The 25078-nt window shown below is 61.7% G+C and carries 24 protein-coding genes and 4 pseudogenes; 21 read left to right on the top strand and 7 right to left on the bottom strand.

Annotation, left to right across the window (positions count from 1 at the left end; translation table 11 throughout):
- Nucleotides 1-48: 48 nt before the first annotated feature.
- From NKH28_RS26665 to NKH28_RS26625, 9 genes are all read left to right on the top strand, one after another.
- Nucleotides 49-795 (top strand): SDR family NAD(P)-dependent oxidoreductase, encoded by a 747-nt coding sequence (locus NKH28_RS26665; RefSeq protein ID WP_352980809.1) that lies wholly within the window; start codon nt 49-51, stop codon nt 793-795.
- Nucleotides 796-1656: 861 nt separating this feature from the next.
- Entirely contained in the window at nt 1657-1890 is a 234-nt protein-coding gene (locus tag NKH28_RS26660) for a DUF6894 family protein (RefSeq protein ID WP_352542299.1), read from the top strand.
- A 236-nt stretch (nt 1891-2126) separates the two neighbouring features.
- The gene (locus NKH28_RS26655) at nt 2127-3341 is read left to right on the top strand and encodes an ROK family transcriptional regulator (protein ID WP_352542300.1); all 1215 of its coding nucleotides are present in this window, start codon (nt 2127-2129) and stop codon (nt 3339-3341) included.
- A complete protein-coding gene (locus tag NKH28_RS26650) occupies nt 3338-4597 on the top strand; it encodes a M20 family metallopeptidase (protein WP_352980808.1) in 1260 nt (419 codons plus the stop codon). The genes NKH28_RS26655 and NKH28_RS26650 overlap by 4 nt, the downstream gene beginning before the upstream one ends.
- 33 nt (nt 4598-4630) lie before the next feature.
- Complete coding sequence (locus tag NKH28_RS26645) at nt 4631-5692, top strand: substrate-binding domain-containing protein (RefSeq protein WP_352472940.1); 1062 nt, start codon at nt 4631-4633, stop codon at nt 5690-5692.
- A 60-nt stretch (nt 5693-5752) separates the two neighbouring features.
- Nucleotides 5753-6814 (top strand): substrate-binding domain-containing protein, encoded by a 1062-nt coding sequence (locus NKH28_RS26640; RefSeq protein ID WP_352980807.1) that lies wholly within the window; start codon nt 5753-5755, stop codon nt 6812-6814.
- Between the two features lie 35 nt (nt 6815-6849).
- Nucleotides 6850-7824, top strand: a complete 975-nt coding sequence (locus NKH28_RS26635) for an ABC transporter permease (protein ID WP_352542303.1) — start codon at nt 6850-6852, stop codon at nt 7822-7824.
- 12 nt (nt 7825-7836) lie between these two features.
- Nucleotides 7837-9036 carry an alanine racemase gene (locus tag NKH28_RS26630; RefSeq protein ID WP_352980806.1) on the top strand — a complete coding sequence of 400 codons (1200 nt, stop codon included), beginning with the start codon at nt 7837-7839 and terminating at the stop codon, nt 9034-9036.
- 9 nt (nt 9037-9045) lie between these two features.
- Nucleotides 9046-9798 (top strand): ATP-binding cassette domain-containing protein, encoded by a 753-nt coding sequence (locus NKH28_RS26625; protein WP_352458022.1) that lies wholly within the window; start codon nt 9046-9048, stop codon nt 9796-9798.
- Nucleotides 9799-9902: 104 nt separating this feature from the next.
- Here NKH28_RS26625 and NKH28_RS26620 read toward each other — a convergent pair whose 3' ends face one another.
- The gene (locus tag NKH28_RS26620; RefSeq protein WP_352980805.1) at nt 9903-12293 is read right to left on the bottom strand and encodes a thiamine pyrophosphate-binding protein; all 2391 of its coding nucleotides are present in this window, start codon (nt 12291-12293) and stop codon (nt 9903-9905) included.
- 128 nt (nt 12294-12421) lie between these two features.
- Between NKH28_RS26620 and NKH28_RS26615 the strand changes: the two genes are divergently transcribed.
- A complete protein-coding gene (locus NKH28_RS26615; protein WP_352542306.1) occupies nt 12422-12895 on the top strand; it encodes an Lrp/AsnC family transcriptional regulator in 474 nt (157 codons plus the stop codon).
- 134 nt (nt 12896-13029) lie between these two features.
- Here the strand turns inward: NKH28_RS26615 and NKH28_RS26610 are convergent, their stop codons facing one another.
- Nucleotides 13030-13470 (bottom strand): hypothetical protein, encoded by a 441-nt coding sequence (locus NKH28_RS26610; RefSeq protein ID WP_352980817.1) that lies wholly within the window; start codon nt 13468-13470, stop codon nt 13030-13032.
- On the opposite strand from NKH28_RS26610, the gene NKH28_RS26605 reads away from it, so the two are divergent.
- Nucleotides 13376-13645, top strand: coding sequence for a carboxymuconolactone decarboxylase family protein (locus NKH28_RS26605; protein ID WP_352980816.1), 270 nt, complete (start codon nt 13376-13378; stop codon nt 13643-13645). The genes NKH28_RS26610 and NKH28_RS26605 overlap by 95 nt on opposite strands.
- A 418-nt stretch (nt 13646-14063) precedes the next feature.
- Here the strand turns inward: NKH28_RS26605 and NKH28_RS26600 are convergent.
- Nucleotides 14064-14478 (bottom strand): annotated as a pseudogene (locus tag NKH28_RS26600) (ATP-binding protein); the annotation flags it as partial.
- Nucleotides 14479-14547: 69 nt separating this feature from the next.
- On the opposite strand from NKH28_RS26600, the gene NKH28_RS26595 reads away from it, so the two are divergent.
- The 3 genes from NKH28_RS26595 to NKH28_RS26585 all read left to right on the top strand — a co-directional run bounded on the left by NKH28_RS26595 (nt 14548) and on the right by NKH28_RS26585 (nt 16996).
- On the top strand, nt 14548-14844 hold the full coding sequence (locus tag NKH28_RS26595) for a hypothetical protein (protein WP_352542307.1): 297 nt from the start codon (nt 14548-14550) through the stop codon (nt 14842-14844).
- A complete protein-coding gene (locus NKH28_RS26590) occupies nt 14834-15424 on the top strand; it encodes a type II toxin-antitoxin system VapC family toxin (protein WP_352542308.1) in 591 nt (196 codons plus the stop codon). The genes NKH28_RS26595 and NKH28_RS26590 overlap by 11 nt, the downstream gene beginning before the upstream one ends.
- Before the next feature lie 699 nt (nt 15425-16123).
- Entirely contained in the window at nt 16124-16996 is an 873-nt protein-coding gene (locus NKH28_RS26585; protein ID WP_352980804.1) for a ferritin-like domain-containing protein, read from the top strand.
- A gap of 368 nt (nt 16997-17364) precedes the next feature.
- Here the strand turns inward: NKH28_RS26585 and soxR are convergent, their stop codons facing one another.
- Nucleotides 17365-17790: a redox-sensitive transcriptional activator SoxR gene (soxR, locus tag NKH28_RS26580; protein ID WP_502906666.1), complete on the bottom strand. Its 426-nt coding sequence runs from the start codon at nt 17788-17790 to the stop codon at nt 17365-17367.
- Between the two features lie 94 nt (nt 17791-17884).
- Between soxR and NKH28_RS26575 the strand changes: the two genes are divergently transcribed.
- The 3 genes and pseudogenes from NKH28_RS26575 to NKH28_RS26565 form a co-directional block, all read left to right on the top strand.
- Nucleotides 17885-18607 (top strand): SDR family NAD(P)-dependent oxidoreductase, encoded by a 723-nt coding sequence (locus tag NKH28_RS26575; RefSeq protein WP_352980802.1) that lies wholly within the window; start codon nt 17885-17887, stop codon nt 18605-18607.
- Nucleotides 18604-19728, top strand: a complete 1125-nt coding sequence (locus NKH28_RS26570) for an S-adenosylmethionine:tRNA ribosyltransferase-isomerase (protein WP_352816244.1) — start codon at nt 18604-18606, stop codon at nt 19726-19728. The genes NKH28_RS26575 and NKH28_RS26570 overlap by 4 nt, the downstream gene beginning before the upstream one ends.
- A pseudogene (locus tag NKH28_RS26565) lies at nt 19662-19933 on the top strand (type IV secretory system conjugative DNA transfer family protein); the annotation flags it as partial. The gene NKH28_RS26570 and the pseudogene NKH28_RS26565, both read left to right, overlap by 67 nt.
- Before the next feature lie 223 nt (nt 19934-20156).
- Here the strand turns inward: NKH28_RS26565 and NKH28_RS26560 are convergent.
- Nucleotides 20157-20807: pseudogene (locus NKH28_RS26560) on the bottom strand (OB-fold nucleic acid binding domain-containing protein); the annotation flags it as partial.
- On the opposite strand from NKH28_RS26560, the pseudogene NKH28_RS26555 reads away from it, so the two are divergent.
- The 4 genes and pseudogenes from NKH28_RS26555 to NKH28_RS26540 all read left to right on the top strand — a co-directional run.
- Nucleotides 20808-20921 (top strand): annotated as a pseudogene (locus NKH28_RS26555) (elongation factor P); the annotation flags it as partial.
- Between the two features lie 232 nt (nt 20922-21153).
- Nucleotides 21154-22194: a glycosyltransferase family 2 protein gene (locus tag NKH28_RS26550; protein WP_352473011.1), complete on the top strand. Its 1041-nt coding sequence runs from the start codon at nt 21154-21156 to the stop codon at nt 22192-22194.
- On the top strand, nt 22169-22861 hold the full coding sequence (locus NKH28_RS26545) for a class I SAM-dependent methyltransferase (protein WP_352980801.1): 693 nt from the start codon (nt 22169-22171) through the stop codon (nt 22859-22861). The genes NKH28_RS26550 and NKH28_RS26545 overlap by 26 nt, the downstream gene beginning before the upstream one ends.
- Nucleotides 22839-23294 carry a GtrA family protein gene (locus NKH28_RS26540; RefSeq protein WP_352828465.1) on the top strand — a complete coding sequence of 152 codons (456 nt, stop codon included), beginning with the start codon at nt 22839-22841 and terminating at the stop codon, nt 23292-23294. The genes NKH28_RS26545 and NKH28_RS26540 overlap by 23 nt, the downstream gene beginning before the upstream one ends.
- Here the strand turns inward: NKH28_RS26540 and NKH28_RS26535 are convergent.
- A complete protein-coding gene (locus NKH28_RS26535; protein WP_352980800.1) occupies nt 23291-23923 on the bottom strand; it encodes a hypothetical protein in 633 nt (210 codons plus the stop codon). The genes NKH28_RS26540 and NKH28_RS26535 overlap by 4 nt on opposite strands.
- Complete coding sequence (locus NKH28_RS26530) at nt 23910-25067, bottom strand: putative hexosyltransferase (protein ID WP_352980799.1); 1158 nt, start codon at nt 25065-25067, stop codon at nt 23910-23912. Before NKH28_RS26530 ends, NKH28_RS26535 begins: the two co-directional genes overlap by 14 nt.
- Nucleotides 25068-25078 lie beyond the last annotated feature (11 nt).

Below are 25078 nucleotides of genomic sequence, written 5' to 3'. Positions count from 1 at the left end.
GCATGTCCTTTCGCTTCTCCATCATCCACAAAGTGGACGCGGATTCTCATGCAGGGAAGACATTCTCGAAGAAACTCAGCCTGCTACCCTTCGCTCAAGGGCAAGGTCATCTTTGTCACCGGAGGCTGCTCTGGTATTGGCGCAGCGCTGGTCCAAGGATTTTCCTGGCAAGGAGCTAAGGTAGCCTTCGTGGATATCGAGAAATCTTTGGCTGAGGCGCTTGTGACGTCCCTGTGCGAGCACGTATTTCCCCCGGTGTTCATCGAATGTGACATCCGCAATATCGATGCGCTCCAGATGACGATAGAGCGCATCAGGAGAGACCTCGGTGATATTTCAGTTCTCATCAACTATGTCGCCAATGACAGACGCGACAACAGGATGGCAGTCAACCTGCGGCCGATGTTCTTCGCTGCACAGGCTATTATCCCGCAGATGAAGCGTCTCGGAGGCGGGTCGATCATCAACTTTGGATCGTTGAGCGCGCGTACAGCGTCGAACATCCCCACATACATGACCGCCAAGGCTGGCGTGCACGGCCTGACAAAGGGGCTGGCTCGAGAACTTGGTCCTTTCAACATCCGGGTCAACACGCTTCTTCCGGGATGGGTGATGACGGAGAAACAGAGGCGCGCACATCCGACTCTGGAAGGAGAAGCCCAGATTGACGCGATACAGTCCATTCGAGCGCGCATTCGGCCCGAAGATATTGCAGCGATGGCACTGTTCCTGGCCAGTGATGATAGTGCGCTCTGTTCGTCGCAAGAATTCGTCGCAAATGGCGGATGGAGCTAGCCCTCTGCGCGGCGACTTCACGGTTCCAGTGTTACAAATCTGACAGGCTGAATTGCCGCAAATCGGCATCAGAAAGGCTGAAGGGCCTTTGCGAGACTGGCTCCGGCCCGCACTAAATCGTCGAGGCGGTTTGTTGGCGTATCGTGCTCGAGCACGAGACAGTCGATCTCGCTGATCTTGCACCCGATAGGCCCTTGTCATTGAGCACCATGATTTCGCCGACGATGATGGCGTTCTCGACGTCTACCGTTTTTTGGCACTACGGGCGACGTCGCGGTATTTCGACGTCCAGTCGACGTCGCGGCGGGTGGAGATGCGAACGCCGCCGGCGTCTATAACAATCTGGAGCGATAGCCGTCGAACTTGACCTCGTGAGACCACCCGTCGTCCTTCGGGCGGCTTGGCGACGAGCTTGCGTTCCATCGGCGGAATGAACCGAGCGGGCCGGAGCCGGCACTTACAATTTACGCACTTCTTCGATTCTAGGCGACCTGATTATATTAGCCATAACTAACAAAGATGATTCCGCACGTCGCTAGCAACAAAACGTTCAGCATCGCGTTGCAAATGAGCCAAGCCTTTGGAGGCACAAAATGGGCGACGACAACAGCAAGCGAGACTTCAGTGACCGCAACCGTGTCGGCGGATGAGTAGCTACGAGGTCGAATATTTCGCGCGGGAAACGGCGCTTCGCCAAGCCAGGTGAGCAAGCGATCAAGGCCTACGGCAAATAATCGCACTCGCCTGACCCAAGCCGCCAAGTCTTTACTCGATGCGAATGAGGCGTCGCGGCGGGGGCGTCTCACATAGACGAGGACATTTCCGACCGAGACCGACCAACTGAAATCGGCGTTATCGGCAATGCCGCGATATTTTTTCGACTTCGCAGATGCGAACGAACTGTACCCCGACGATCAAGGTACCGATCTGCCGGACGTCGAATCCGCCAGGCTCGAGGCAGCAAAGGCTCTGGCGGCGATAGTAAAAGACAAGGCGGACGGATCTAGCCGCGACTTTACGATGATCGTTCGCACCGAGACGGGCCAGGTTTTGCTACACGCTAGGATCAAATTCGAAATAGAGATGGCGCATTAGGGGCGGGGCGTCATAGAAAATACGAACGAGCGACCGTGTACCCTGCCAATCGTAATAGCGAGAGCACATACAAAACCAAGACCAACGCAACCACAGACCTGCTTTTCAGCGGGACGTTAGATCGCCAGCGCTGCTGTTTTTCCCCGGTGTACAAACCCCCTTTTTGAGCGGCCAGTTGACGGCCGTCGAAAATGATTATTAAGTTCGGTCATAGAACGAATTAATCGGAGCTGCTGTTGAACGACCTGCCGCGCATTTCTCGTCAGTTCTCGCAGCGCTCCGTCATGGAGGCGATCGTGCAAGGTGGGCCGATCTCGCGCGCTTCGATCGCAAAGCAGACCGGCTTGTCCAAGCAGACAATCTCCGAGATCGTCAGGACACTCGAGCAGGAAGGCTGGGTGCAGGAGACAGGGCGCACGAGCGGACATGTCGGACGCACGGCTGTCACTTACGAACTCGTATTTGACGCGGCCTACATCGCGGCCGTCGACCTCGGCGGCGCCAAAGTCCGGGTCGCGCTCACCGATCTTGCCTGCCAGATATTCGCGGAGGAAACGGCGCCGACCGATCCTCGGGGCGGACAGTTCATCGTCGACCAGATCGTGGATCTAGCGCTTCAGGCGGCCGAGAGGCACCGAATCTCGCGTACAAAGATAAGGCTGGCGGTGATTGGTGTTCCCGGTGCACCCGACAAGAAGACGGGCCGCGTCCTGCTTGCCCCGAATATTGCCGGCTTTGGCACGATGAATGTCGTTGGCGCTTTCGAGCACGCATTCGGATTTCATGTGGTGATCGAGAACGATGTCAATCTGGCGGTGCTCGGCGAAAACTGGCAGGGGTGCGGCCGGGGTATCGACAACCTCGCCTTCATTGCGCTGGGTACCGGTATCGGCAGCGGCCTCATGGTTGGAGGCAATCTGGTGCGGGGCGCCAGCAATGCAGCCGGCGAGATGGGCTTTTTGCCGATTGGCGCCGATCCATTCGCGCCGACATCGTTGCGCGCCGGCGCTTTCGAGCGCGTGGTCGCAACCAGCGCCATGGTTGAACGCTACGCAACGCTGACGGGCAACATCGTCAACGTGCCGACGATTTTCCACTGTGCATCCGCTGGAGACAGGCATGCCGCGACGGTACTTGACGAAACCGCGCGCTACCTCGCACAAGGCATTGTGGCCATAGCGGCAATTGCCAATCCGCAAAAGGTCGTCCTAGGCGGCTCGATCGGGCTGCGGCCGGAAATCCTGTTGCGCGTTAGGGACCTGCTGCCGCGCTGCTTCCCCTACCCTATCGCCGTTGAGGCCAGCGAACTCGGGTCGCGGGCAGCGCTCATCGGCGCTGCCGCGATCGGGCTCGGCCAGTTGCACAACACACTGTTCGGCGTCGACGCGCCCGACGGACGCATTTCGCTTCCCCCAGCCAGTTCGGCCGTGCTGCGCGAGGCCACGCTATGACCGCCTCAAAGGACATCACCACCCGCTTGCGCGCCGCCCTCGATTGGGACGCAGCGGTTGAGCTTCTGCAGGGGGCAATCGGCCGCGAAAGCATAACCGGTCACGAAGAAAACTTTGTCGCCTTCCTTGAAGACCGCATGCGCGTGCTTGGCTTGAGCGAAATTCGGCGTGCGGAATTCGCGCCCGGCCGGCCCAACCTCTGGGGTGAGCGCAAAGGTGCCGGCGCCGGCAAGCGGCTGCTCTTCATCGGCCACACCGATACGGTCCATGTCGAGGGCTGGCGCGAGCACTGGGCTGGCACCGCCAGGCAGGATCCGTTTGCCGCGCCAATGATCGACGGGCAGATCTGGGGCCGCGGCGCCGGCGACCTCAAGGCCGGCATCTGCTCCGCGCTGTCGGCACTCTCTCTGCTCGACACCGCCGACATCCAACTGGCCGGCGACGTTGCCTTTGCCTTCGTCGGCGACGAGGAGAGCGGCCAGCCTGGAACCGGCGTCTCCGCCGGCATCAAGGACTTCGTCGGCCGCATCGAGAAAGGCGAAGTCGTGGCGCCCGATTTCGTCGTCTATGTGGAGCCTACCCGCCTTTCGGTTTATCCGGCCCAAATTGGCTTCTTCATTACCGACATCACCATCACCGGACGATCAGCCTATTTCGGCGTACCCGAACTCGGCAAGGATGCCTTGCGTGCAAGCCACGCCGTCATGAGCGCGCTGTGGAAGCATTCGGAAGATGTTGCAACAAGAGCCGAGCACCCGCTGATCGGGCGTGGCTTCCTGCTGATCACCGGGCTTGCGGGCGGCGGCTACATCGCGGTGCCCGAACGCTGCACGTTGTCGCTGATCCGCAAGCTGTTGCCGGGCGAGTCGCTGGACGAGGCCGCCGCCGAAATCGAGGCAGTGGTGCGCGGCGCCGTCACCGATCCCGAAATCATGTTGGCGTTCGCCTATCCGGCAGGCCGCGATCATCCGCTCGGGGGTGACGCCGCCGAGATTGCACCTGACAGGCCGGAGGTCGGCGCTCTTGCTGCCGCCATGGCCCGATCGATGGCTGGTCGCGGCGCCATCGAAGGCGCGCCATTCTGGTCAGAGTCATCATTTTTCACCAACCGGCTCGGCATCCCCGCCGTGTACTGCGCGCCAGGCGACATTCGCAACTGCCACACCTTCAACGAACACGTCGATGTCGAGGAATATCTGGCCGGCGTCGTCGGCTTCGCCCGGTTCATGGTGGAGTATTGCGGCGTTACGGAATGAAGGACAACTGAGAGCGAAAATGGGAGAACTATCATGCTGATAGACAGACTTGTTGCTACAGCACTTGCAGGTAGCCTGATGCTCATGGCCGGTGGAGCCGGCGCACAGACAGTGGGACCGAGCGGCGAGACGGCGACACCCAGCGCCGAGGTTAGATTGTCGGATGCAGACCTGGCCGCAGTAAAGGAGAAGGGCTACAAGGCCGCGCTGCTGTGGCACACCTCCTCCGACTTCACCAATGCGGTCACGTCCGGTGCCAAGGATGAATTTGCCCGTGCCGGCATTCAAATCGTCGCCACCACCGACGCGGGCTTTGACGCCGCGCGCCAGCGCAGCGACATCGAAACCGCGCTCGCGGCGAAGCCAAACGTCATCCTGTCACTGCCCCTCGATCCGGTCACTTCGGCCGAGGCGTTCCGTCAGGCGCTCACCGACGGCACCAAGCTGGTATTCCTTTCCAATCTGCCGAAAGGCTACAAGCACGGAACCGACTATGCAGCCATCGTCACTGACGACCTGTTCCAGATGGGCAAGCAGGCGGCCGATGCACTGGCCAAGGCGCTCGATGGCAAGGGCAAGGTCGGCTACATCTTCCACGACGCCAGTTACTATGTGACGAACCAGCGCGACCAGGCTTTCAAGACAACGATCGAGAAGGATTATCCCGGCATCAAGATCGTCGCCGAGCAGGGGATCTCCGATCCGGCGCGGGCAGAAGAGCTGGCCAGCGCGATGCTCGTGCAGCATCCCGATCTTGACGGCATCTACGTCACCTGGGCCGAACCGGCCGACGGCGTGCTGTCGGCCTTGCGGGCAAGCGGAAACACCAAGACCAAGATTGTCACGCTCGACCTCGCCGAACCGGTGGCGCTCGATATGGTCAAGGGCGGCAATGTGACCGCACTGGTGGCCGACAAGGCCTATGAGCTCGGCCGCGCCATGGCCGCTGTCGGCGTCAAGGCGCTGCTCGGCCAGGAGACCCCGGCCTTCGTCGTTGCCCCGGCGCTTACCGTGACCAAGCAGAACGTTGCGCAGGGCTGGAAGGATTCGTTGAACCGCGACGCGCCGCAATCGGTGCTCGACGCGGCCAAATGACAGGGCAATGCCCGGCGGCCAATCAGGGCCGCCGACATCATAAAAACAAGGGGAACCGACATGCGCATAGCAATTGGAATGTTCTCGGCACTGGTAGCACTCGTCGCTGCCAACGCCTTCGCAGCCGAGGGCACCACCACGGGACCGAACGGGGAAAAGCCGACGCCGGCAAAGAGCGTCGTGCTCACACCAGCTGAGGAGCAGCAGATCAAGGTCGGCAAATACACCGCCGCGCTGGTCTGGCATGAGATGAGCGAATACACCAACGCGGTGAACAGCGGCGCCCAGGACGAGTTGAAGCGGCTCGGCATCACGGTCGTCGCTCAGACCGACGCCGGCTTTGATGCGGCCCGTCAGAAATCCGACGTCGAGACAGTACTCGCCAAAAGGCCCTCTATTATACTGTCCCTACCGGTCGATCCCGCAAGTGCGGCCACCGTCTATGATCCTGCGCGCCAGGCCGGCGTGAAATTGGGATTCGTCGACAATTCGCCGGCAGGCTACGTTCACGACAAGGATTATGTGACCATCGTTTCGGACGACCTTTTCCAGATGGGCAACAAGGCCGGGATCGCAATGGCCGACGCGCTCGGCAAGCAGGGCAAGGTCGGCTACATCTTTCACGATGCCGATTTCTACGTCACCAACCAGCGTGACGGAGCATTCAAGCACACGATCGAGCAGGACTATCCCGACATGAAGATCGTGGCCGAGGCCGGAATGGCCGACCCCGCGCGCAGCGAGGAAATCGCGCAGGCGATGATCACACAGCACCCGGACCTCGACGGTATCTATGTCACCTGGGCTGAGCCGGCGCTTAGCGTGCTGTCCACTTTGCGGGCGGCCGGCAACAGCCACACCAAGATCGTCACGCTCGACCTGAACGAACCGGCGGCACTGGACATGGTGAAAGGCGGCAACGTTGCGGCACTCATCGCAGACGAAGCCTACGACATCGGCGTGACGCTGGCGCGCGCCACGGCCGCCTCGTTGATCGGCAAGAAAGCCGCGCCGTTCATCGTGGTCGATTCCCTCGCCGTCACCAAGGACACTGTCAAGGACGGGTGGAAGCGGTCCCTCAACAAGGACGTGCCCGCGACCATCGCGGCCGCCATGAAATAGCGGCGGACAATGGCGCCCCGCCGGAGGAAGTGAGAATGTCGAGTGTCAACACCAGCCCCGGCCGGGCAGCGAGCTTGGTCAGCCGCTTCAACCTGCAGCAATATGTCGTCTATCTCGGATTTCTGGCGATCTTTCTGTTCTTCGCGATCGTACTGAAGGACAGCGGTTTTCTGACGGTCCGCAACCTGTCGAACATCGTGCTGCAGACGGCACCCGTGACGATCATGGCGATCGGCCTTGTCTTTGTCATGTCGGCTGGCGAGATTGATCTTTCGATAGGTTCGATCGTTGCCGTGGCAGCCCTTGCCGCCGCGGTGGCGATAAACGCCTACGGCTTGGTGGCTGGGGTGCTGGCCGGCCTCGGCGCCGGCCTGCTGATCGGCCTTCTCAACGGCGCCCTCGTGGCTTACGTCAAGTTGCCTTCATTCCTGGTAACGCTGGCGACGCTCGGGCTGTTTGCCGGCGTATCTCGCTCGATGACCGATTTGCGGTCGATCCCGGTCACCAACGACGCCTTCACCGGTTTCTTCGGCTCGGGTTCTTTGCTGGGTGTTCCGTCTTTGATCTGGTGGACGGTAATTGCCGTTGCGATCGCGCATCTCATCTTTCGCGAGACGCGCTTCGGCGCCCATGTGCTGGCCACCGGCGACAACAGCCGTGCCGCCAGTGTTTCCGGCATCAGCGTGGCGCAGATAAGGCTTGCCGTTCTGACCACAAGCGGCGGGCTCGCCGGCCTTGCCGGGCTGCTCTATGCGGGCCGGCTGCAGGCTGCGAAATACACGCTCGGCGAAACCGACCTTATGACGGTGATAGCGGCCGTCATTGTCGGCGGAACCCTGCTTAACGGCGGCAAGGGATCGATTGTCGGTGCGCTGGTGGGCTCGCTGATGATGGGCATGCTGAACAACGGCCTCATCCTGATGGGCCTGTCCGTCTCCGACCAGATGATCGTGCGCGGCTTGATCATTCTTGCGGCCGTCGCCGTATCGCTGCGCGAAAAGTCCCGTTGAAGGAGTTTTGTCATGTTCCTCGATGTTCTGCGGCGCCGCAATCCGAGCTTTATAGAAAGCGCCATGCGCCTGCACCAGGAAGGAAAGCTGCCGGCTAATTCCTATGTGCTCGACCTCGATGCCGTCGAAAGCAATGCCCGGGTCCTGAAGCGCGAGGCCGACCGGTTCGGCCTGAAGATTTTCGCCATGACCAAGCAGGTCGGCCGCGCCAGTTCGTTCTGCCATGCGCTCAAGCGTGGTGGCATCGATCAGGCCGTCGCCGTCGACATGGCCTGCGCACGGGCAACGCACAGAGCAGGCCTGAGGCTCGGTCATCTTGGCCACCTGCAGCAGATCGCAAGGCACGAGGCCAATGCGGCGGCCAAAACGTTCAGGCCGGACTATTGGACCGTCTTCAACGACACCAAGGCTGAAGAAGCCGCTGCCGGCGCAAGACTCGCCGGGTACACGCAAAACCTGCTTGCCCGCATCCGCGCCGATGGTGACGTTTTCTACCGCGGCCACGAAGGTGGTTTTGAGGCGGCCGATATCGCCGCGGTCGCCGAAAAACTGGATGGTCTCGACGGCGCACGGTTCGCTGGTATCACCACCTTCCCGGCGCTGTTGTTCGACCAGACCACGCGAACGGTCCTGCCGACACACAATCTGGCGACACTGGGCAGAGCTGCCGAAGCGCTCGCCAAGTCCGGCCGCAGCGACATAGAGGTGAACGCGCCCGGCACAACGTCGAGTGTCCTGCTTGGCGCGCTGGCCGAAACCGGCGCCACGCAATGTGAACCGGGCAATGGGTTGGCCGGCACCACCGCGCTGCACGTCATGGAGGATCTGCCGGAGCTCCCTGCCGTTCTGTATTTGACTGAGGTCTCGCATTTGTCTGGCGGCAAAGCCTACTGCCTGGGTGGCGGCTTCTATATCGATCCGATCTTTCCGGACTATGAGGTGAAGGCAATCGTGTCCGCAGAACCCACCACGGCTGCCGCCGCGCTCAGAAGCGTCGAGGTGCCGCCGCCTGCGGCAATCGACTATTACGCAATGATTGACGCTAGCGGCGCCAATGCGCCACGCCCCGGCGACACGGCGGTGTTCGGCTTTCGCGGCCAGGCGTTCGTGACCCGCGCCTACGTGGTCGGCATCTCCGGTGTCTCAAAGGGGGCGCCCCAGGTCGAAACGATCGAAAACGGTTTTGGCGAAACCGCTGCTTGGCCTGTCTAGGAGCAAGTGATGAACGCGACCACGACCGGCACGCCCCCTGTTTTGCAGCTGCGCGACATCCGCAAGAATTTCGGTGGCCTCACGGCAATCGAAAATTTCTCGCTCGAGCTCTATCCCGGCGAGATAGTGGCGTTGGTCGGCGATAACGGTGCCGGCAAGTCGACGCTGGTCAAGATCGTGACGGGGGTGCATGCTCCGACATCCGGGACGATCATCATCGAGGGGCAGGCGGTGGCAATGTCGAGCGCCACCATGGCGCGCGCCCACGGAATTGAGGTGGTCTATCAGGACTTGGCGCTCGCCGATCAGCAGACCGTCTACATGAATATGTTTCTTGGCCGCGAGCCGGTGAACCGCTTCGGCCTGCTCGACCGACGCCGGATGATCGACGACACCGAAAAGCTGGTGAAGGATCTCGACGTTCGCATCCCATCGGCTCACGCCACCATCCGCGATCTTTCGGGCGGCCAGCGCCAGGGCGTGGCGATCGCGCGCGCCACGCACTGGGCAAGCAAGCTGATCCTGCTCGACGAGCCAACCGCCGCGCTCGGCGTTGCCGAGACCGCCAAGGTCGAGACGATTGTTCTGTCGCTGAAGCAGCGCAATATCGGCGTGCTGATCATCAGCCACAGCCTCGACCAGGTGTTCAGGCTCTCAGATCGGATCTGTGTTCTGCGACGTGGCAAACAGATCGGCGTGCGCAAGACCAGCGAGACCGACAAGAACGAGATCGTCGCCATGATCACCGGGCTTCAGCACTAGCCCGGTCCGACAGAGGCGCGCCGTTCAGATATTGCGTTACCCGAGCAGCGAGTGGCATGATTTCAGATCCACGATCAGGCCTCGGCCACAGAATGTCGTCAGCATCAATCCAGCGCGCGCAGATGGCGGATGGGGCGCCCACCAGCAATCCGGTCGGCGGCTGTGGCTATGGAATTGGCGTCGATGCCGAAGTGGCGGTAAAGGTCGCCGATAGTCCCTGACTGGCCAAAATGCTCGACGCCGAGACTGCGCGTGCGATGGCCGTACACCGAACCCAGCCAGCCGAGTACCGCCGGATGACCGTCGGTGACGGAGACGATGGTGCAATGCGCAGGGAGATCGGCAAACAGCCTTTCGATATGACTCCTGGCGTGAACGAGGCCGCGTTCGCGCGCGCGACTTGCCGCTGTCCAGCCTGCGTTCAAGCGATCGGCCGAAGTCACGGCCAAAAGACCGACGTCGCGACGGTCCTCTGCCATCATGCCGATAGCTTCGATGGCCTCCGGCGCAACCGCGCCGGTATAGGCAACAATCACTTCGGCATTGGGACCCGGAGCCCGCAGCCAGTAGCCCCCGTCGATGATGTCCTGCTCGAGCTGTGGCATCATGGGACGAATGATCTGCTCGACCGGGCGCGTCGAGAGCCGCAGATAGACCGAGCCGCCGGTCTCGTCGCGCAGCCAGGTGCGCTCCGACTGAACGGCGTCGCCGTCGCGCTGCATATAATCCAGCGCAAAGCGCATGATGACGGCGAGCTCGTCGACGAAGGCCGGCTCGTAGGCCGCAAGCCCGTCCTGTGCCATCCCGATCAACGGTGTGGCGATCGACTGATGCGCTCCACCTTCCGGAGCCAATGTGACCCCGGATGGCGTGGCGACCAGCAGGAAGCGCGCATCCTGATAGCAGGCATAGTTGAGCGCATCGAGACCGCGCTGGATGAACGGATCGTAGAGCGTGCCGATCGGCAGCAGCCGTTTGCCGAAAATCGAATGCGACAGCCCAAGTGCCGACAGCAGGATGAACAGATTGTTCTCGGCGATACCCAGTTCGATGTGCTGGCCGGAGGGGCCGAATTCCCATTTCTGCGCCGAGGCGATGCGTTCGCTGCGGAAAGTGTCCGCAAGTGACTGACGCGCGAACAGGCCGCGCCGGTTGACCCAGGGACCGAGATTGGTCGAGACCGTGACATCGGGCGATGCCGTGACGATCGCGTCGGCGAGCGGCCCGCCAGCGCGCGCAATCTCGTCCAGAATTCTGCCGAAGCCGACCTGCGTGGAGACGCTGCCTTTGGCTTCCGCAACGAGACGACCGGGGACCACGATGCGCTGGGCGTGCCGGCGCCGCTGGCCCTTTGCCGCGAACGGAACGGCGTCGAGGAACCGTTGCAGCTCCAGATCTCCAACAGCCAATCCCTCGAAGGCGTCCCACTCCCGCCCGTCGCCGACCGACATCGAGGCACGAAGGACCGCCATCTGATCCCTGGTCATCAAGCCGGCGTGGTTGTCCTTGTGGCCGGCGAGCGGCAGGCCGAAGCCCTTGATCGTATATGCAATGAAGCATGTCGGTCGATCGTTGCCGCGTGCCGTCCCGAAGGCCTCGATCAGGCATGGCAGGTCGTGGCCGCCGAGATTGGTCATCAGCGCGGCGAGCTCGGCATCGGAGCGCCGGTCGAGAAGCGATGCCAGGCCCGGCTTGTCTCCGATGTCGGCGACCAGGCGCTTGCGCCAGGCGCCGCCGCCTTGAAACGTCAGCGCCGCATAGAGCTGGTTCGGGCAGGCCTCGATCCAGGCCTTTAGCGCCTCGCCGCCGGGTTCGGTGAAGGAGGCTTCGAGCAGCGAGCCATATTTCAGGATCACGACGTTCCAGCCGAAATTCCGGAAAATGTTTTCGAAGCGTTCCCAAAGGCCTTCGCGAACCACGGCATCGAGGCTCTGTCGGTTGTAGTCGACGATCCACCAGCAGTTGCGCAGGCCGTGTTTCCACCCTTCGAGCAGCGCCTCGAAGATGTTGCCTTCGTCCATCTCGGCATCGCCGATCAGCGCCACCATGCGGCCCTCGGGCATGCTTTCGTCGCGGGCGCCGAGATAATCCTGCACAAGCGAGGCAAACAGTGTCTGCGCGACGCCGAGGCCAACTGAGCCGGTGGAGAAATCGACGTCGTCGACATCCTTGGTCCGCGACGGATAGCTTTGCGCGCCACCGAAGGCGCGAAACCCTTCGAGCTTCTCCCTCGTCTGATTGCCCAGAAGATACTGGATGGCGTGAAACACTGGCGAGGCATGCGGCTTCACCGCGACCCGGTCGTGTGGCCTCAGCACCGAGAAATAGAGCGCGGTCATGATCGTCACCAGCGACGCCGAGGATGCCTGGTGTCCGCCAACCTTCAAGCCGTCCGTATTTTCCCGCAGGTGATTGGCGTTATGGATCATCCATGTCGACAGCCAGAGCACCTTTTTCTCCAGTGCCGAAAGTGCCTCCAGTTTTTGTTTGTCCATGCTGCAAGACTCCCGGTTGCGATGTCTCAATCCTAGGGCTGAGCAAAAGCCAATTGTCGCTAAACTTGCATGAGATTGGCAGCCGCGTTAGCTGGTTGTGCCAATATCAGCCAATGGAGTAACGTTCGATGCCAAAAGGTCGACTGGACAATATCGACCGAAAGATCATTGCCGCGCTGCAGGTCGATGGCAGGATGACGGCGCAGCAGCTTGCCGAGCGGGTCGGCCTTTCGGCCTCGCCCTGCGCCCGCCGGGTCCGCCTGATGGAGGATATGGGGGTGATCACCGGCTATGCCGCACTGATCGACCAGGATATGGTCGATCTGCCGATCTCGGTGTTTGCCTCGATCAAGCTTGAGCGCCAGCGCGAGAGCGAGCTGAACCGGTTCAACGCGGCAATCGCGCGCTGGCCGGAGGTGGTCGATTGCTATCTGATGACTGGCCAGCGCGATTATTTGCTGCGTGTGGTGGTGCGCGACCTGCACGCCTATGAGCGCTTCCTGAAGGAAAAGCTGACGCGGCTCGATGGCGTCTCCTCGATCGAGTCCAGCTTCGCGCTTGCCCAGATCAAGCGATCGAACCGGTTGCCGGTAGAGCCATGATCTTTTGGACGGACCCGCGTGTCGCAGGTCTTGCAGCAAGTGGGCAATATGGGTTCGGCACGCCTCAATACTGACTGTGATTTCTGGTATTTCCGCCGGCTGCAATTGGAGCTTATGCGTCATGATTGCGGCGATTAGATAAAGAATTTTTGTTGCGCCTGGCGAGCATCGTCTGCCTTCCGGCGCATCAGCCGCCGCCGCGCGGATTGCTCAAGAACCTGGCTGACCGCCAAAGCCAACCAGGCTGCAATGGCGCGGGACGTCCACCATTTGGCGGTCCTCTTCCGGGAAAACCGGTCAGAGGCGATCAGAAAAGTGCCGGTGCTGCTCGACATAGCGCGCCATGGCACTGGAGGGGTCTGCAGATTTTGCGCAACGAAGAACGCCGTCTTTCCGGTGCGACGGCGGAACGTCAACCCGGAAGGGACAAGGACAATGCGAGTTGAACCCAAGAAAACGAACCAGGCAGCTTCTGACGCTATGAATGCGCTTTGGGCGCTTGAACACGCGATCTGCAACTGTTGCCTCGAACCGAGTCTGATCGCGCTCGTAAGGATGCGCGCATCCCAGATCAATGGCTGCGCCTACTGCATTCATATGCACACAAGGACGCTCGCGCGCTCGGCGAGACGGAAGAGCGGGCTCTATCTGCTCGATGGCTGGCGCAGGGCAGATTCGCTGTACAGCGAGCGCGAACGCCGCCCTCGCCTGGACAGCGGCCCTTTAGTGACGAAGAGCTCGCCCAGCTGACCTTTCTCACCGGCACCACCAATCTCTGGGACCGTCTCGCTGTCGGCTTCCGATTGGTCCACCCGGAACGCACGAGGCCTACCGACATCAGCCAGGCGCGTTCCTCGTTTGAGCCGGCGAGCGCCAAAGCCCTCTTCATTGCAAACCATTTTCGTCAGGAAAAGGAACTCCAGGAGGAGAGCTGAAATGATTTCAAATCCGCGCCAGCGGGGCATCGCTCATTTTGAACGGCTTTTCGGCGCCGGAGCCGTCCAGGCTTCGCACGGGCTGCCCAGCTTGGAGCTTTCGACTTGCCGGCGGAGGATGGGAATGCGTTCCCCGACGCCGGGCACTCGCCGTCCTTTCGCGGTGTGTTTCTGACGGCCCGGCCGTTTACTTCAGTTTGCAGCCTCAACTCATCCCACGCCGCAGCAGCCAACTACGTGAGCTCGTGAATTGTAACGCCGGGAACAACAGTCTTGGCGATCTCGCACAGGTGCTGGTGATGCGTCAGATAAATCACCTGGCCAGCGCTTGCCATCTGACCAAACAACCTGAAAACCTCCTCGGACCGGAAATGGTCGAAGGTCATGATCTCGTCGGCAATGAATGGCACAGAGGGGTCGAAACTGGGCGAACTCGTAATATCCGGCAAGCCGCAGGGCCAGCTAGAGCTGAAAACGCGCACCCTTTGAGAGCGCGTCGGCGACCTTGGACTGCCCGTCGCGCTGCAATGCGATGAGGACTTCTCCGCCCTTCACGGGTTGGGTCGCAAGCCCCGAATACTGACCGCGCGCGATAAGTGCGAAAGCATCAGATGTCCGTTTGATCATGCCGGAGCGATGGTCCCGACGGCCAGCGGCTACTAAGCCTTGCCTATGCGTTCAACGCAATCTATATTCTGTTCAACACAGGAGGTTCTCATGGCTGCGCAGACACGGACGGCTGCAGAAAGCGAAGCAACGGTCGCATCGACCCGCAATAAACTTGTACTGGAGCAAGCGAAAGCCGCCGGCCTCCTCGGCGCCGCGAAGAATACCCGTCTTTCGGCGCGGGTGCCCGCGGAGTTGATCGAGGCGGCCAAGAAGCGCGCCCATGTCACCTCGGACACCGAGCTGTTGGAACTGGCGCTGTCGCGCCTGGCCCTCGAAGATGACTTTGGCGCCCGCCTGGTCGGACGTAAGGGCAGTATCCCGGCGGACATAGATCTTGGGGTTTGATCTTTCCGAAACGCTCCGATCGCTAAAGCCCCAAAAGCACAACGGAACGCTGAAGCGCAGGGCCGACGACGATCTCCCATGGGTTGCTGACGAACCTGCGATCGGGGGACCGCTGTTTCTGGATACGAGCGTCTATCTGGATGTCCTGCAGGGACGATCGCCGGTTGAAGTCGATACGCTGCTTACCTATCGCCGATGCCACCATTCCGCTGCCTGCCTGTCTGAGCTGACCCAAGCCTTTGGTCGGCTGGACCCTAAGCATGCATCCACAAAAGCTGTCCTCGAGACGATTGAAGCCACGGTAGAGGACATTCCGGACTACCGACTTCATGCACCGGACGATGCGATCTGGGGACAGGCCGGGGTCTTGGCTGGCTTGCTCTTCCGGCTGAGCAATCTGCCCAAGAGGGAGGGGCACGAGCGGCGCTTCCTAAATGACGCCCTCGTGTTCCTGCAGGCGCGTCAGTTGGGTGCGAGCGTGCTGACCGGCAACGTCCGCGATTTTGATTTCCTCACCCAGGTTCTGCCGACGGGACGGATCATCCTCTATCGAGCTCGGCCGGAACGGCGGTCATCATGAACGTCACGGTTGGTCCTCCTGTCGATATTCTTCACGAACTGGAACAGCTGGATCGGGGGCCGGCGACTGAGGTCAATCATCTGCAGAATACGCCGGCCTTTCTGGGTGTTGTGAAGCTGGGTCAAACTCGATACCCACATTAGATCCGGCTCTATTTGGCGGTTTTCGCTTGCCTTGGCGGCCCGCCAGCTAGGCTTGCCTGTCTCGTCCGTGGCCAGGGTTCCGGTTTGGCGGCGAGTGCAACCGGGATCGCGGACCGGCTTGATAACGCGACGAAAAGTACAGCGTCGAGGCGACTGCACCTCTGCCCGCTTTATCTGGCATCACACCTTCCGGCAATCTCGTTCGGTCCAAACCAAGTGCAGCGCTTTTCTGCGATCGAGCTTGAGCAGCTTTTTGATGTTCCGCAGCTTCACCGCGCGAATGAAAAGTGGTCGTTCGATAGCGGACGTTTCTCCCAGTTCCGACGCGGGCGTAGCTTATCCGGCTCATAATGTGTCACCTCAATGTCTAGACTCGAGGCTTGGTCACAAATAGTCGATGCCAACTCCGACGTTACGCGCCCAAAAAGCCATTGATCCGGAGCACGACCCCTGCAAAGTCCGACCTTTACAGGAACATTTCGCCTATGGCGGAGTTGGGCGCGTTGCCCGCGATAAGGTGCCAACGGTGGTCCCGGCGGACTTTTGGGAGGAAGCCATGATACGTGCCATCCCTTCACTCCACCTTTCCCGTCGCCGCGCATTGCAATTTGGGCTGGGAGCCAGCCTCGCCGCCACGACGGGCCTGGCGCCGGTTTCGCGCGCCTATGCCAAGGAGGAAGTGCAGGATGAGGACATTTTCCGCTTTGCGCTCAACCTGGAATACATGGAGGCCGAATATTATCTTCGCGGCACCACCGGAAAAGGCATCGACGCCGAGGATGCCGGTTCGAAACCCGGCGATGTCGTCGGCGGAAAGAAAGTGTCCTTCGAAACGCCCGCCATCGGCGAATTCATGCAGGAGGTTGCTGAAAACGAACTCGCGCATGTCCGGTTCTACCGCAAGACGCTTGCAAAGAACGCAGTCGACAGGCCGGCCATCGATTTCGATGCGGGGTTCAAGGCGGTTGCGGAGGCAGCGGGCCTCGGGCGGGACTTCGATCCCTTCGGCAACGAAACGAACTTCGTTCTCGGCGGCATGCTGTTCGAGGATGTCGGCGTCACCGCCTATGCCGGTGCGGCGACGGTTCTGAAGAACAAGGACTTCCTCGCAGCCGCCGCCGGCATATTGGCGGTCGAGGCCTATCACATGGGAATGGCGCGCTCCACTCTATACCGGAAGGGAGAGAAAGCCTGGAAGGCCGCCAACGCCGTCTCCGATGCACGAGACAAGATCGACGGGCCGGAAGACAAGGACCAGGGCATCCAGGTGAATGGCAAGGCCAATTTCGTTCCTTCGACGCCCGACGCGATCGCGTTCACCAGGACGCCGCAGGAAGTGCTGCGGATCGTCTATCTCACCGACAAGGACGGAGTGAGCAAGGGCGGCTTCTATCCGGAAGGGATGAACGGGACCCTGAAGAGCACCTGAGTCGCTCGCGACAGGCGATCGGATCGCCGGAAGAGATGCAGCGGGCCTGCGGACGGCACTGCTGGTACGGCTGCGCGACGATCACCAATCAAATCCGCCGCAGGAGTCTTACGCTCCCGGTTTGTCCATCCTAACGATGCCAACCCCGGCGGAGCGGGAGCCTTCCATCGCGTCGATTTTGAGCAGCTCTTGTTCTGACCCTTTGTTGACCGCGGTTTTGAGACAAATGCAGGAGCTGTCCGGTTCAGCGCGATTCCTGAATTGACATCAGGGCCGCCGCGCCCTGACCTTACCGGGGCCGCAGCGTCTCGCACTTGGCGAAGTCTTGCGCTGCCGAGTTCTGCAATAGGGACAGGCAGGCTGTCAACTCACCCCAGCCAATACCTCGGCCCCGGCCCCTTGCGTCCTGCCATATCGGCAGGGTTCGCAAGGCTACACCGGTCCATCGACAGGCAGCCGCAACCGATGCACTCGGTAAGCCCCGACCTCAGGCGCTGCAACTCGGCGATGCGCTGGTCGATGCGCTTGGTCCACTGGCCCGACAACCGCGACCAATCCCGACGCGACGGCACGCGATCGGCCGGCAACTTGGCCAGCTCGGCGCCGATCTCCTCAAGTGTCAGCCCAATTCGCTGCGCGAAGACGATGAAGGCGATCCGGCGCAGCACGGATCGCGGGTAGCGTCTGTGTCCCGAGCCGGCCCGCTCGGACACGATCAGCCCGCGCTCCTCGTAGAAGCGCAGGGCCGATGAGGCGACGCCGCTGCGCCGTGACACGTCGGTGATGGTCAGCATGGAACCCATGCATGAACCAAAGCACAATTCCCGCTTGACTTCAAGTTAACTTTAACTTGTAGCAAGAGGCATACGGATTAAGGGAGCACTGGCAATGCAGACGAATATCGAACTTCAGGGACTTCGCGTGGCGGTCACGGGCGGCACGTCCGGTCTCGGACTGGCGCTTGTGCGGCAGCTTGCCGCACAGGGTGCGTGCGTCGCCTTCGTCGCCCGCACCGCCGCGAACGTCGCACGCATCGCTGACGAGACGGGCGCGCACGGCGTTGTCGGCGACGTCGGCAAGAAGGAGGACACCTACTCGATCGCGCTACAGGTAACCGCGAGCCTCGGCGGGCTCGACGTCCTGATCAACAATGCCTCGAGCCTCGGCCCTGTCCCTCTGGCGCTCCTCGCCGATACTGAGTGCGAGGAGCTGGAAACAGCGCTCGCCGTCAACCTGGTCGGCGCGTTCCGGCTGACGAAGGCTCTTTTCGGTGCGCTTGCGGCGTCCGCGCGCGGCGGCCGTGGCGCGATGGCGATCAACATTTCCAGCGACGCCGCGGTGAACGCCTATCCCGGCTGGGGAGCATACGGCGCGAGCAAGGCCGCTCTTGCCCATCTGACGGCGATTTGGGACGAGGAGGCGAAAGCAGACGGCATCCGGCTCCTCGCACTTGACCCCGGCGATATGGACACCCCACTGCACGCGCTCGCGATCCCTGATGCTGATCCGGCGACCTTGAAGCGCCCCGAGGAGGCAGCTGCCGAGATCATCGAAAAGATGCTCGACGCGTTGCCGGTCCGCTCTACGCGTCTCGCCGGAGCACATGCATGATTGCCGCCGATCGTCCCGATCAGCGCTCCGCCAGGCTGTTCGTCGTCGAGGCGGACGGCACGATGCGCGACCTGCCGCGAGCTGGACTCGCGACGCTGTTCAACCCCGGCGATCTGGTCGTCGCCAATGACGCCGCGACCTTGCCTGCCAGCTTGCACGGCACGCATGTCCCAAGCGGTGAGGCGATCGAGATCCGCCTGGCGGGCTGGCTATCACTTCCCGATCCAACCCGTTTCGTGGCGATTGCCTTCGGCTCGGGCGATCACCGCACGCGCACGGAAGACCGGCTGCCTCCACCTCCGCTGTCACCAGGCGATCGCCTCCGGCTCGGCTCGCTTGACGCCGTCGTCGAGCGCCTTCTCGACCATCCACGCCTTCTCGAATTGCACTTCCCAGGCAATCGCGCAGCGGTGCTTGCAGGACTGGCGCAGCACGGCCGGCCGATCCAATACGCGCATGTTCCCGAGCCGTTGGCACTGTGGGATGTTTGGACGAAGATTGCCGCCGGGCCGGTCGCGTTCGAGGCGCCATCGGCAGGCTTCGCGCTCGACTGGCGCACGCTCCAAGCCTGGCGTCGGCACGACATTGGCTTTGCAACACTCACGCATGCTGCGGGCGTCTCTTCTACCGGCGATCCCGCGCTCGACTCGCGCCTTCCCTTCGACGAGCCATACCGCATCCCTGGGCGCACCGCGGCGCAGGTCGCGTGGGCGAAGCTGCGCGGCGGCCGCATCATTGCGATCGGCACGAGCGTAGTGCGCGCACTTGAGGCAGCTGCCAATCCCGGCGGCAATGTGCGTGCCGGAAATGGCATTGCGACAGGGCGCATCGCGCGGGGCACGCGGCTTCGCGTGGTCGATGCGGTTCTCACGGGCGTCCACCAGCCCGGCGAAAGCCATTTCGAGCTCTTGCGCGCCTTTGCCGACGATGCTCTGCTCGCCAAGGCCTCCGCAGCCTTCATCGCGTATCGATACCGCGCGCATGAATTCGGCGATTCCATGCTGCTCAATCGCCAACCGCTGCTTCTATCGCGCGAACGGAACCGTGCCGAGGTGCTCCCGAGATGCGCGCCATGCGCAACTATGCGGGCCATCGGCTCTCGCCCTGGCTTGGCCATCTGATGGTGTCGCGCTCCGAGACCGCCAGACCGCTGCTAACCCGGGCGAGATCATGCAGCTCCCGCCCGCCGACGAGATCGTCATGGTGGCGGGCACGCCGCCGATCCGCGCGAAGAAGGCGCGCTACGAGGATCGCCGTTTCAAGGACCGGCTCATGGCGCCGCCAGTGCTTGCCAGGCCGGCACAGCCGGGCACGGACGACTGGAGCCCGGCTGCCGCTTCGGGCCAGGCCGGCGAGCATCGTGTGATCTCGTGAAGCCAATCGGCGCCGTCGGGCGCTTCGTCGACCAGGCGCGTCAGCTGAGGCTCGATCCATTTCGGCGGATGCGTTTTATTCGGCTGAGGGATCCACCGTCTTCCGCGTCAATTGAGATAAAGCGCCGTCATGCGGGCCAGACTACCACATGATGACGGTATATCCGCTGCAGCTTCTATCGGAAATTCCGCGTCTTCACCTTGATGCCGTCGATGTGCTCGTATGGATCGACGATGTTTCGGCCCTTCGACAGGCTCCGCGGATCGACACTCGGCGCGCCGTGATGGGCTTCGTCACCGCGGCCATGCGGCACGGGAAACGGCGTCTCGCGGTTTCCCAGGCTGGCCAGCTCGGGCGACAGGTCGGTCAACTGATGGGAGACGAGATGCACCACCTCCCCTTCCCGCTGGATGCGGCCGCGCACGCCGAGCATGGCCGACGAAAGAAGCACGCGACGGAATTTCTCGAATACCTTGACCCAGACGACGACGTTGGCGGCGCCCGTCTCATCCTCCACGGTGAGGAACATGAGGCCTTTGGCCGAGCCTGGCCGTTGCCGGACCAGAACCAGGCCGGCAGCCTCGAGCCAGCTTCTGTCTCGCGCCTGCATGGTCTCCTGACAGGTCACGATGCTGCGCCGGCGAAGATCGGCACGCAGAAACGACGCCGGATGGCTGCGCAAGGTCAGCCCAACATGGCCGTAATCCTCGACAACGTCGCGGCCGGCCGTCATGGGCCTGAACGCAACAACAGGCTGGTGGATCTCAGGCAAAGTCTTCTTCTCACGGCAAGCAGCGGCCGCAAACAGCGGCAGAGGTTCGTCGCGAAACCGGCAACGCTGTCCAACGGCGTGCGCACCCTGGTACCGCTATACATTAGCACCGGCACCCGCGTCGTGGTGATGACTGCGGATGGCGCCTACGTGGAGCGCGCGAAGGAGTGCGTGCAGCGATCTTCAGGGCGGTCAAACAGCTTTGTGCTGGCGTATCGCCAGACGAACCTCGCTGGCGACCTATCGAGTTCGCGCCTCGGTGCGGACGCTCATCTCTCACCGAGAACCGGCATTTAATCAAGAACTAGCTAAATTAGCAGTTTCTTGCACACCTTTGGAACTTTGTAGCTTTCGTTACATTTTCAACCGCATGCGAGACTCTGTGGTCCACGGCCCTGGAATGACGGTGAACAGATCACCGCCTCGCTACTCGCTCGTCCTGCCCATATACAATGAAGAACAGGTGCTGCCTCGGCTGATCGAGCGGATCAGTTCGCTTATCGACCGGCTGGACGGCGAAACCGAGGCCATCTTCGTCGATGACGGAAGCCTCGATGGAAGCGTCGAATACCTCCAAAAAGTGGTTGCCGCCGAGCCGCGCTTTCGGCTGATCGAATTTTCCCGCAATTTCGGCCACCAAGTGGCGATTACCGCCGGTATGGACGCCGCTGCGGGCGATGCCGTCATCGTCATGGATGCCGACCTGCAGGATCCGCCGGAAGTCGTTCTCGATCTGGTGGCCAAGTGGAAGGAAGGCTTCGAGATCGTCTATGCCCGCCGGGTCAAGCGCGAGGGCGAATCCTGGTTCAAGCGCTTTACGGCAAGTCTTTTCTATCGCCTGCTGGAGAAAATGACGTCGGTCGATATTCCGCGAGACGTCGGCGACTTCCGCCTGGTCGGCCGCAAGCCGCTGGAAACCTTCAAGCGTATGCCCGAACATGACCGCTTCGTCAGGGGCATGTTCGGCTGGATGGGCTTCAAGCAAACGACCGTGCCATTTGAGCGCCACGCGCGAACCCTGGGCCAGACCAAATACCCATTCTGGAAGATGGTGCACCTTGCGGTTCACGGCATCGTCAGTTTCTCCGAGAAGCCCTTACGCCTGGCGCTCTGGGGCGGATTGGCCATTTCCGCGCTTGCGGTGGTCTTTGGCGCCTATGCCATCTTTGCCTCGTTTTTTGAAACCGGCATCATTGCCGGGTGGACATCCACGGTGGTGATCGTGTCGCTCCTGTGCGGCATCAATCTTTTCATGACCGGTGTGGTAGGGCTCTACGTTGGCAGTATCCACGCCGAGGTGAAACGCCGCCCGCTTTATGTGATTAACCGGCTCACCGGCTTCGACGAGGCGATGCGTACCGTCTCTGGTGAGCGCCGCCTATCGTTTCACAAGCCCAGGAGTGGAGTCCCCGCCAATGGCCGAACTCTTCGACAGCTATAATTCCAACTATGGCGAGGCGGTCGAAGGGTCCATCCGATTTTCCGGACTCGGGCACGACTTCTTCCTTGTCGCCAAGGCGGACCTGCTGCGGCGTCTGGTGGTCGAGCGAAAGCTTCGGCGGGGTGGGGCGGCTGTAAGGGCGCTGGATATCGGCTGCGGCGTCGGTTCGCTCCACCCCTACCTCGACGGCGCTTTCGACAGCCTCGATGGCTGCGACGTGTCGGAGCAATCAATTTTGCGCGCCGGCCAGGACAATCCAGGTGTGACCTATAGGGCCTGCACGTCGCCGAGTCTGCCCTACGAGGATGGCGCGTTCGATCTGGCTTTCGCCAGTTGCGTCGTCCATCACGTTCCGCCCTCCTCCTGGTCCGATTTCTTGCTGGAATTGCGGCGTGTCGTGCGGCCAGGTGGCCTCGCCTGCATCATCGAGCACAATCCCTATAATCCCCTGACGCGTCTTGCGGTGTTCCGGTGTCCGTTCGACCACGACGCGGTCCTCCTCAACGCTGCCAACGCAGCGTCCCTCTTTCGGGAGACCGGGTTCCGGGACATCCGATCCGAGCATTTCCTGCTGCTGCCGTCGGCAAGGCCTTTCGCCAGAAGAGTCGAGCGCGTATTCGCGCCTTTGCCGCTTGGAGCGCAGTATGCGTGCAGTGCGCATGTCTGAGCGCCGTTCGACCGGCGACGCCGGGCTGAGGCTGCTGGCGCGCTTCGGGTCGGTCGGCATCGCTGCAACGATCCTATATGCAGTGATGGCCACCGCTTTGGTCGAATGGCAACGGTTCGGCCTCTCGCCGGTCGGTGCCTCGCTCGCAGCTTATACCGCTGCCGCCCTGTTTTCTTATCTCGCGCATAAGTTCGTGACCTTCGCGTCGAGCGGATCGCATCGATCGGAGGCTCCGCGTTTTCTCTTGCTGACGGCAACCGGCTTCGCGGTGGCTTACGCGGCGCCGGCGCTTTTGACTGCGAAACTCAGTCTGCCGCCGATCATTGCCATCCTGGTTACATGCTTGCTTGTTCCAGCGGTCAATCTCCTCATGCTCGACCGCTGGGTTTTTGCGCAGCGAAGACGCGGCCAGCAGCGCGATCGCCCGCCCTAATCCGCGTCAATGGGATCGAGCCGGAGCGACAACAATTTGATGGAGCGCTTATAGATGTTGCTGGCGGCAGGAGTTTGCGGAATGCCGTCGAGGTAGTCGAAGGCAATGTCGAGTGTCTTGGCCTCGCCGAGAGCCGCCGGTGGGATGACGAACGAGACGGTGCGTGGCTCTTTGCCGGACAGCGTCACCGCATGCACCCGAACGCCGTTCACCGAGATCACAATCCTTTGCGTGATCTGTGGCGGACGAATGACGGCGGCCATTTGCAGCGTGGCAGTCAGGCCGTCGCGAAGCGGCGGTATGTCCAGGCGAAGCCGCGAGGTCTCGCCCAGCGAATGGGTGCCGTCGGCTACCGGCCCCGACCAGCCACAGACCATCATGCCGGTTGCCTTTTTGGCTCCGTCGGACCGGAACGACACCGTCTCGCCAAGTGTGTAGCTGCCGACCGCATCGCGATTGAGGCAGGTCGTCGTCCGGTCGATGTAATAGGCGCGATAGTCGGCATTGACGTCTGGATTGAGAGCAAGCGCAAGCATGATGATTTCCGCCCCGGCCAGAACCGCCGCCAGCGTGTAGCCGCCAAGCGAGGCCGCGCGCCGATGCAGGCCCGGAGTGCTAGACCAGGGCAAGATAGCCCCCGATCCACGCGACGGTTATGAAATAGCAGGCGCCCAGGAAGAGACCCAGAGCCGCAAGAAAAGTCAGCTTCGACGCCGACAACAACGTGGTCAGCAACATTGTCAGAGGCGCAAGCCCAATGACGTATCTGACCATCGAGGCCAGGTTGGTGATCAGCGGCAGGATGATGCAGCAGGCGCAGAACAACGCGGCGCCATATTGCCTGCGAACCGCCAGAACCGCCGATAGTGCCAGTCCTATGAGTGCGGCGAGCGCGCTCCATTGCGGCGCCGTAGGCAGCCATCCAGTCGTCGGAACGGCCGAGAGTCCATCCCATATGAAGGCGAGCGGATTGCCCACCACCCGTCCAAACGCGCGCTGGACGTGCAGGAAGGCAAAGCCGTCCCCGACCGTCAGATAGAGGAACAGGATGTAGGCGAACAAGCCGGCAGGCGAGATGAGAATTGCAACGAGCAGATCCGGTCGGCCAAGCACCCAACGTGGGAAAGAAGGCGCCGATCCGCCCTTTGCGCGGTAATCCCTGAACATCTGAATGACGGTCGCAAATACAACAAGCACTCCGACGAGCCTGGTTGCCGACAGCAGAGCCGATGACAGCGCCGCGGTCAGATAGCTGGAGCGTTTGAGTGCCAGAAAAACGCACGACGTCAGGAGCACGAAAAGAGGTTCAGTCAGGAAAGTCGTAAAATGAAAGGAGAACGGCCCGCTGAGCAGAAAGGCGCAATACAGCACATAAGCGCGCATGTTCTTCTCGAGCAGCGGCCACGCCACCAGACACGCCGCATAGCTGCACACAATCGACGTGATCGATGCGAGCAGTATCGTCGGCAAAGGGAAAACAGACCGGATTGCCGCCACCACCATCGGATAGAGCGGGAAGAAGCCCCAGCGTCCGACATTGCTCTGGTTTGGGACGGGAAAGCGCTCATAACCATGTTCGGAAATGTCGACATACCACGCGCAATCCCACCGGCAGAGCGCTTGGGCATAGGACGCGAAGCCTGGTTCCGCCGAGACCGAACTGAATGCGGCATAGCGGATGGCCAGTCCACTCACGACGAACAACAGCGGCACCGCCGCGACCGCAATAAAGCGGCCGCCGGCGTTCGGACGCGCGACAGCTTCGAGCGCCAAAATCTGCCTCC

This window comes from Mesorhizobium sp. M1227 (assembly GCF_040318315.1).
Classification (GTDB): Bacteria; Pseudomonadota; Alphaproteobacteria; order Rhizobiales; family Rhizobiaceae; genus Mesorhizobium.
Note: the sequence above shows the minus strand (reverse complement) of the source record. Positions and strands in the feature narration are given on the sequence as shown.

Bases quoted from the DNA above. Each gene is read 5' to 3' on its own strand.
- NKH28_RS26545 (WP_352980801.1), top strand. From the start codon at position 22,169: ATGGCCGAACTCTTCGACAGCTATAATTCCAACTATGGCGAGGCGGTC.
- NKH28_RS26665 (WP_352980809.1), top strand. From the start codon at position 49: ATGCAGGGAAGACATTCTCGAAGAAACTCAGCCTGCTACCCTTCGCTC.
- NKH28_RS26625 (WP_352458022.1), top strand. From the start codon at position 9,046: ATGAACGCGACCACGACCGGCACGCCCCCTGTTTTGCAGCTGCGCGAC.
- NKH28_RS26660 (WP_352542299.1), top strand. From the start codon at position 1,657: ATGCCGCGATATTTTTTCGACTTCGCAGATGCGAACGAACTGTACCCC.
- NKH28_RS26650 (WP_352980808.1), top strand. From the start codon at position 3,338: ATGACCGCCTCAAAGGACATCACCACCCGCTTGCGCGCCGCCCTCGAT.
- NKH28_RS26595 (WP_352542307.1), top strand. From the start codon at position 14,548: ATGGCTGCGCAGACACGGACGGCTGCAGAAAGCGAAGCAACGGTCGCA.
- NKH28_RS26620 (WP_352980805.1), bottom strand. From the start codon at position 12,293: ATGGACAAACAAAAACTGGAGGCACTTTCGGCACTGGAGAAAAAGGTG.
- NKH28_RS26570 (WP_352816244.1), top strand. From the start codon at position 18,604: ATGATTGCCGCCGATCGTCCCGATCAGCGCTCCGCCAGGCTGTTCGTC.
- soxR (WP_502906666.1), bottom strand. From the start codon at position 17,790: ATGCTGACCATCACCGACGTGTCACGGCGCAGCGGCGTCGCCTCATCG.
- NKH28_RS26635 (WP_352542303.1), top strand. From the start codon at position 6,850: ATGTCGAGTGTCAACACCAGCCCCGGCCGGGCAGCGAGCTTGGTCAGC.
- NKH28_RS26645 (WP_352472940.1), top strand. From the start codon at position 4,631: ATGCTGATAGACAGACTTGTTGCTACAGCACTTGCAGGTAGCCTGATG.
- NKH28_RS26605 (WP_352980816.1), top strand. From the start codon at position 13,376: ATGAATGCGCTTTGGGCGCTTGAACACGCGATCTGCAACTGTTGCCTC.
- NKH28_RS26630 (WP_352980806.1), top strand. From the start codon at position 7,837: ATGTTCCTCGATGTTCTGCGGCGCCGCAATCCGAGCTTTATAGAAAGC.
- NKH28_RS26640 (WP_352980807.1), top strand. From the start codon at position 5,753: ATGCGCATAGCAATTGGAATGTTCTCGGCACTGGTAGCACTCGTCGCT.
- NKH28_RS26615 (WP_352542306.1), top strand. From the start codon at position 12,422: ATGCCAAAAGGTCGACTGGACAATATCGACCGAAAGATCATTGCCGCG.
- NKH28_RS26550 (WP_352473011.1), top strand. From the start codon at position 21,154: ATGACGGTGAACAGATCACCGCCTCGCTACTCGCTCGTCCTGCCCATA.
- NKH28_RS26575 (WP_352980802.1), top strand. From the start codon at position 17,885: ATGCAGACGAATATCGAACTTCAGGGACTTCGCGTGGCGGTCACGGGC.
- NKH28_RS26540 (WP_352828465.1), top strand. From the start codon at position 22,839: ATGCGTGCAGTGCGCATGTCTGAGCGCCGTTCGACCGGCGACGCCGGG.
- NKH28_RS26585 (WP_352980804.1), top strand. From the start codon at position 16,124: ATGATACGTGCCATCCCTTCACTCCACCTTTCCCGTCGCCGCGCATTG.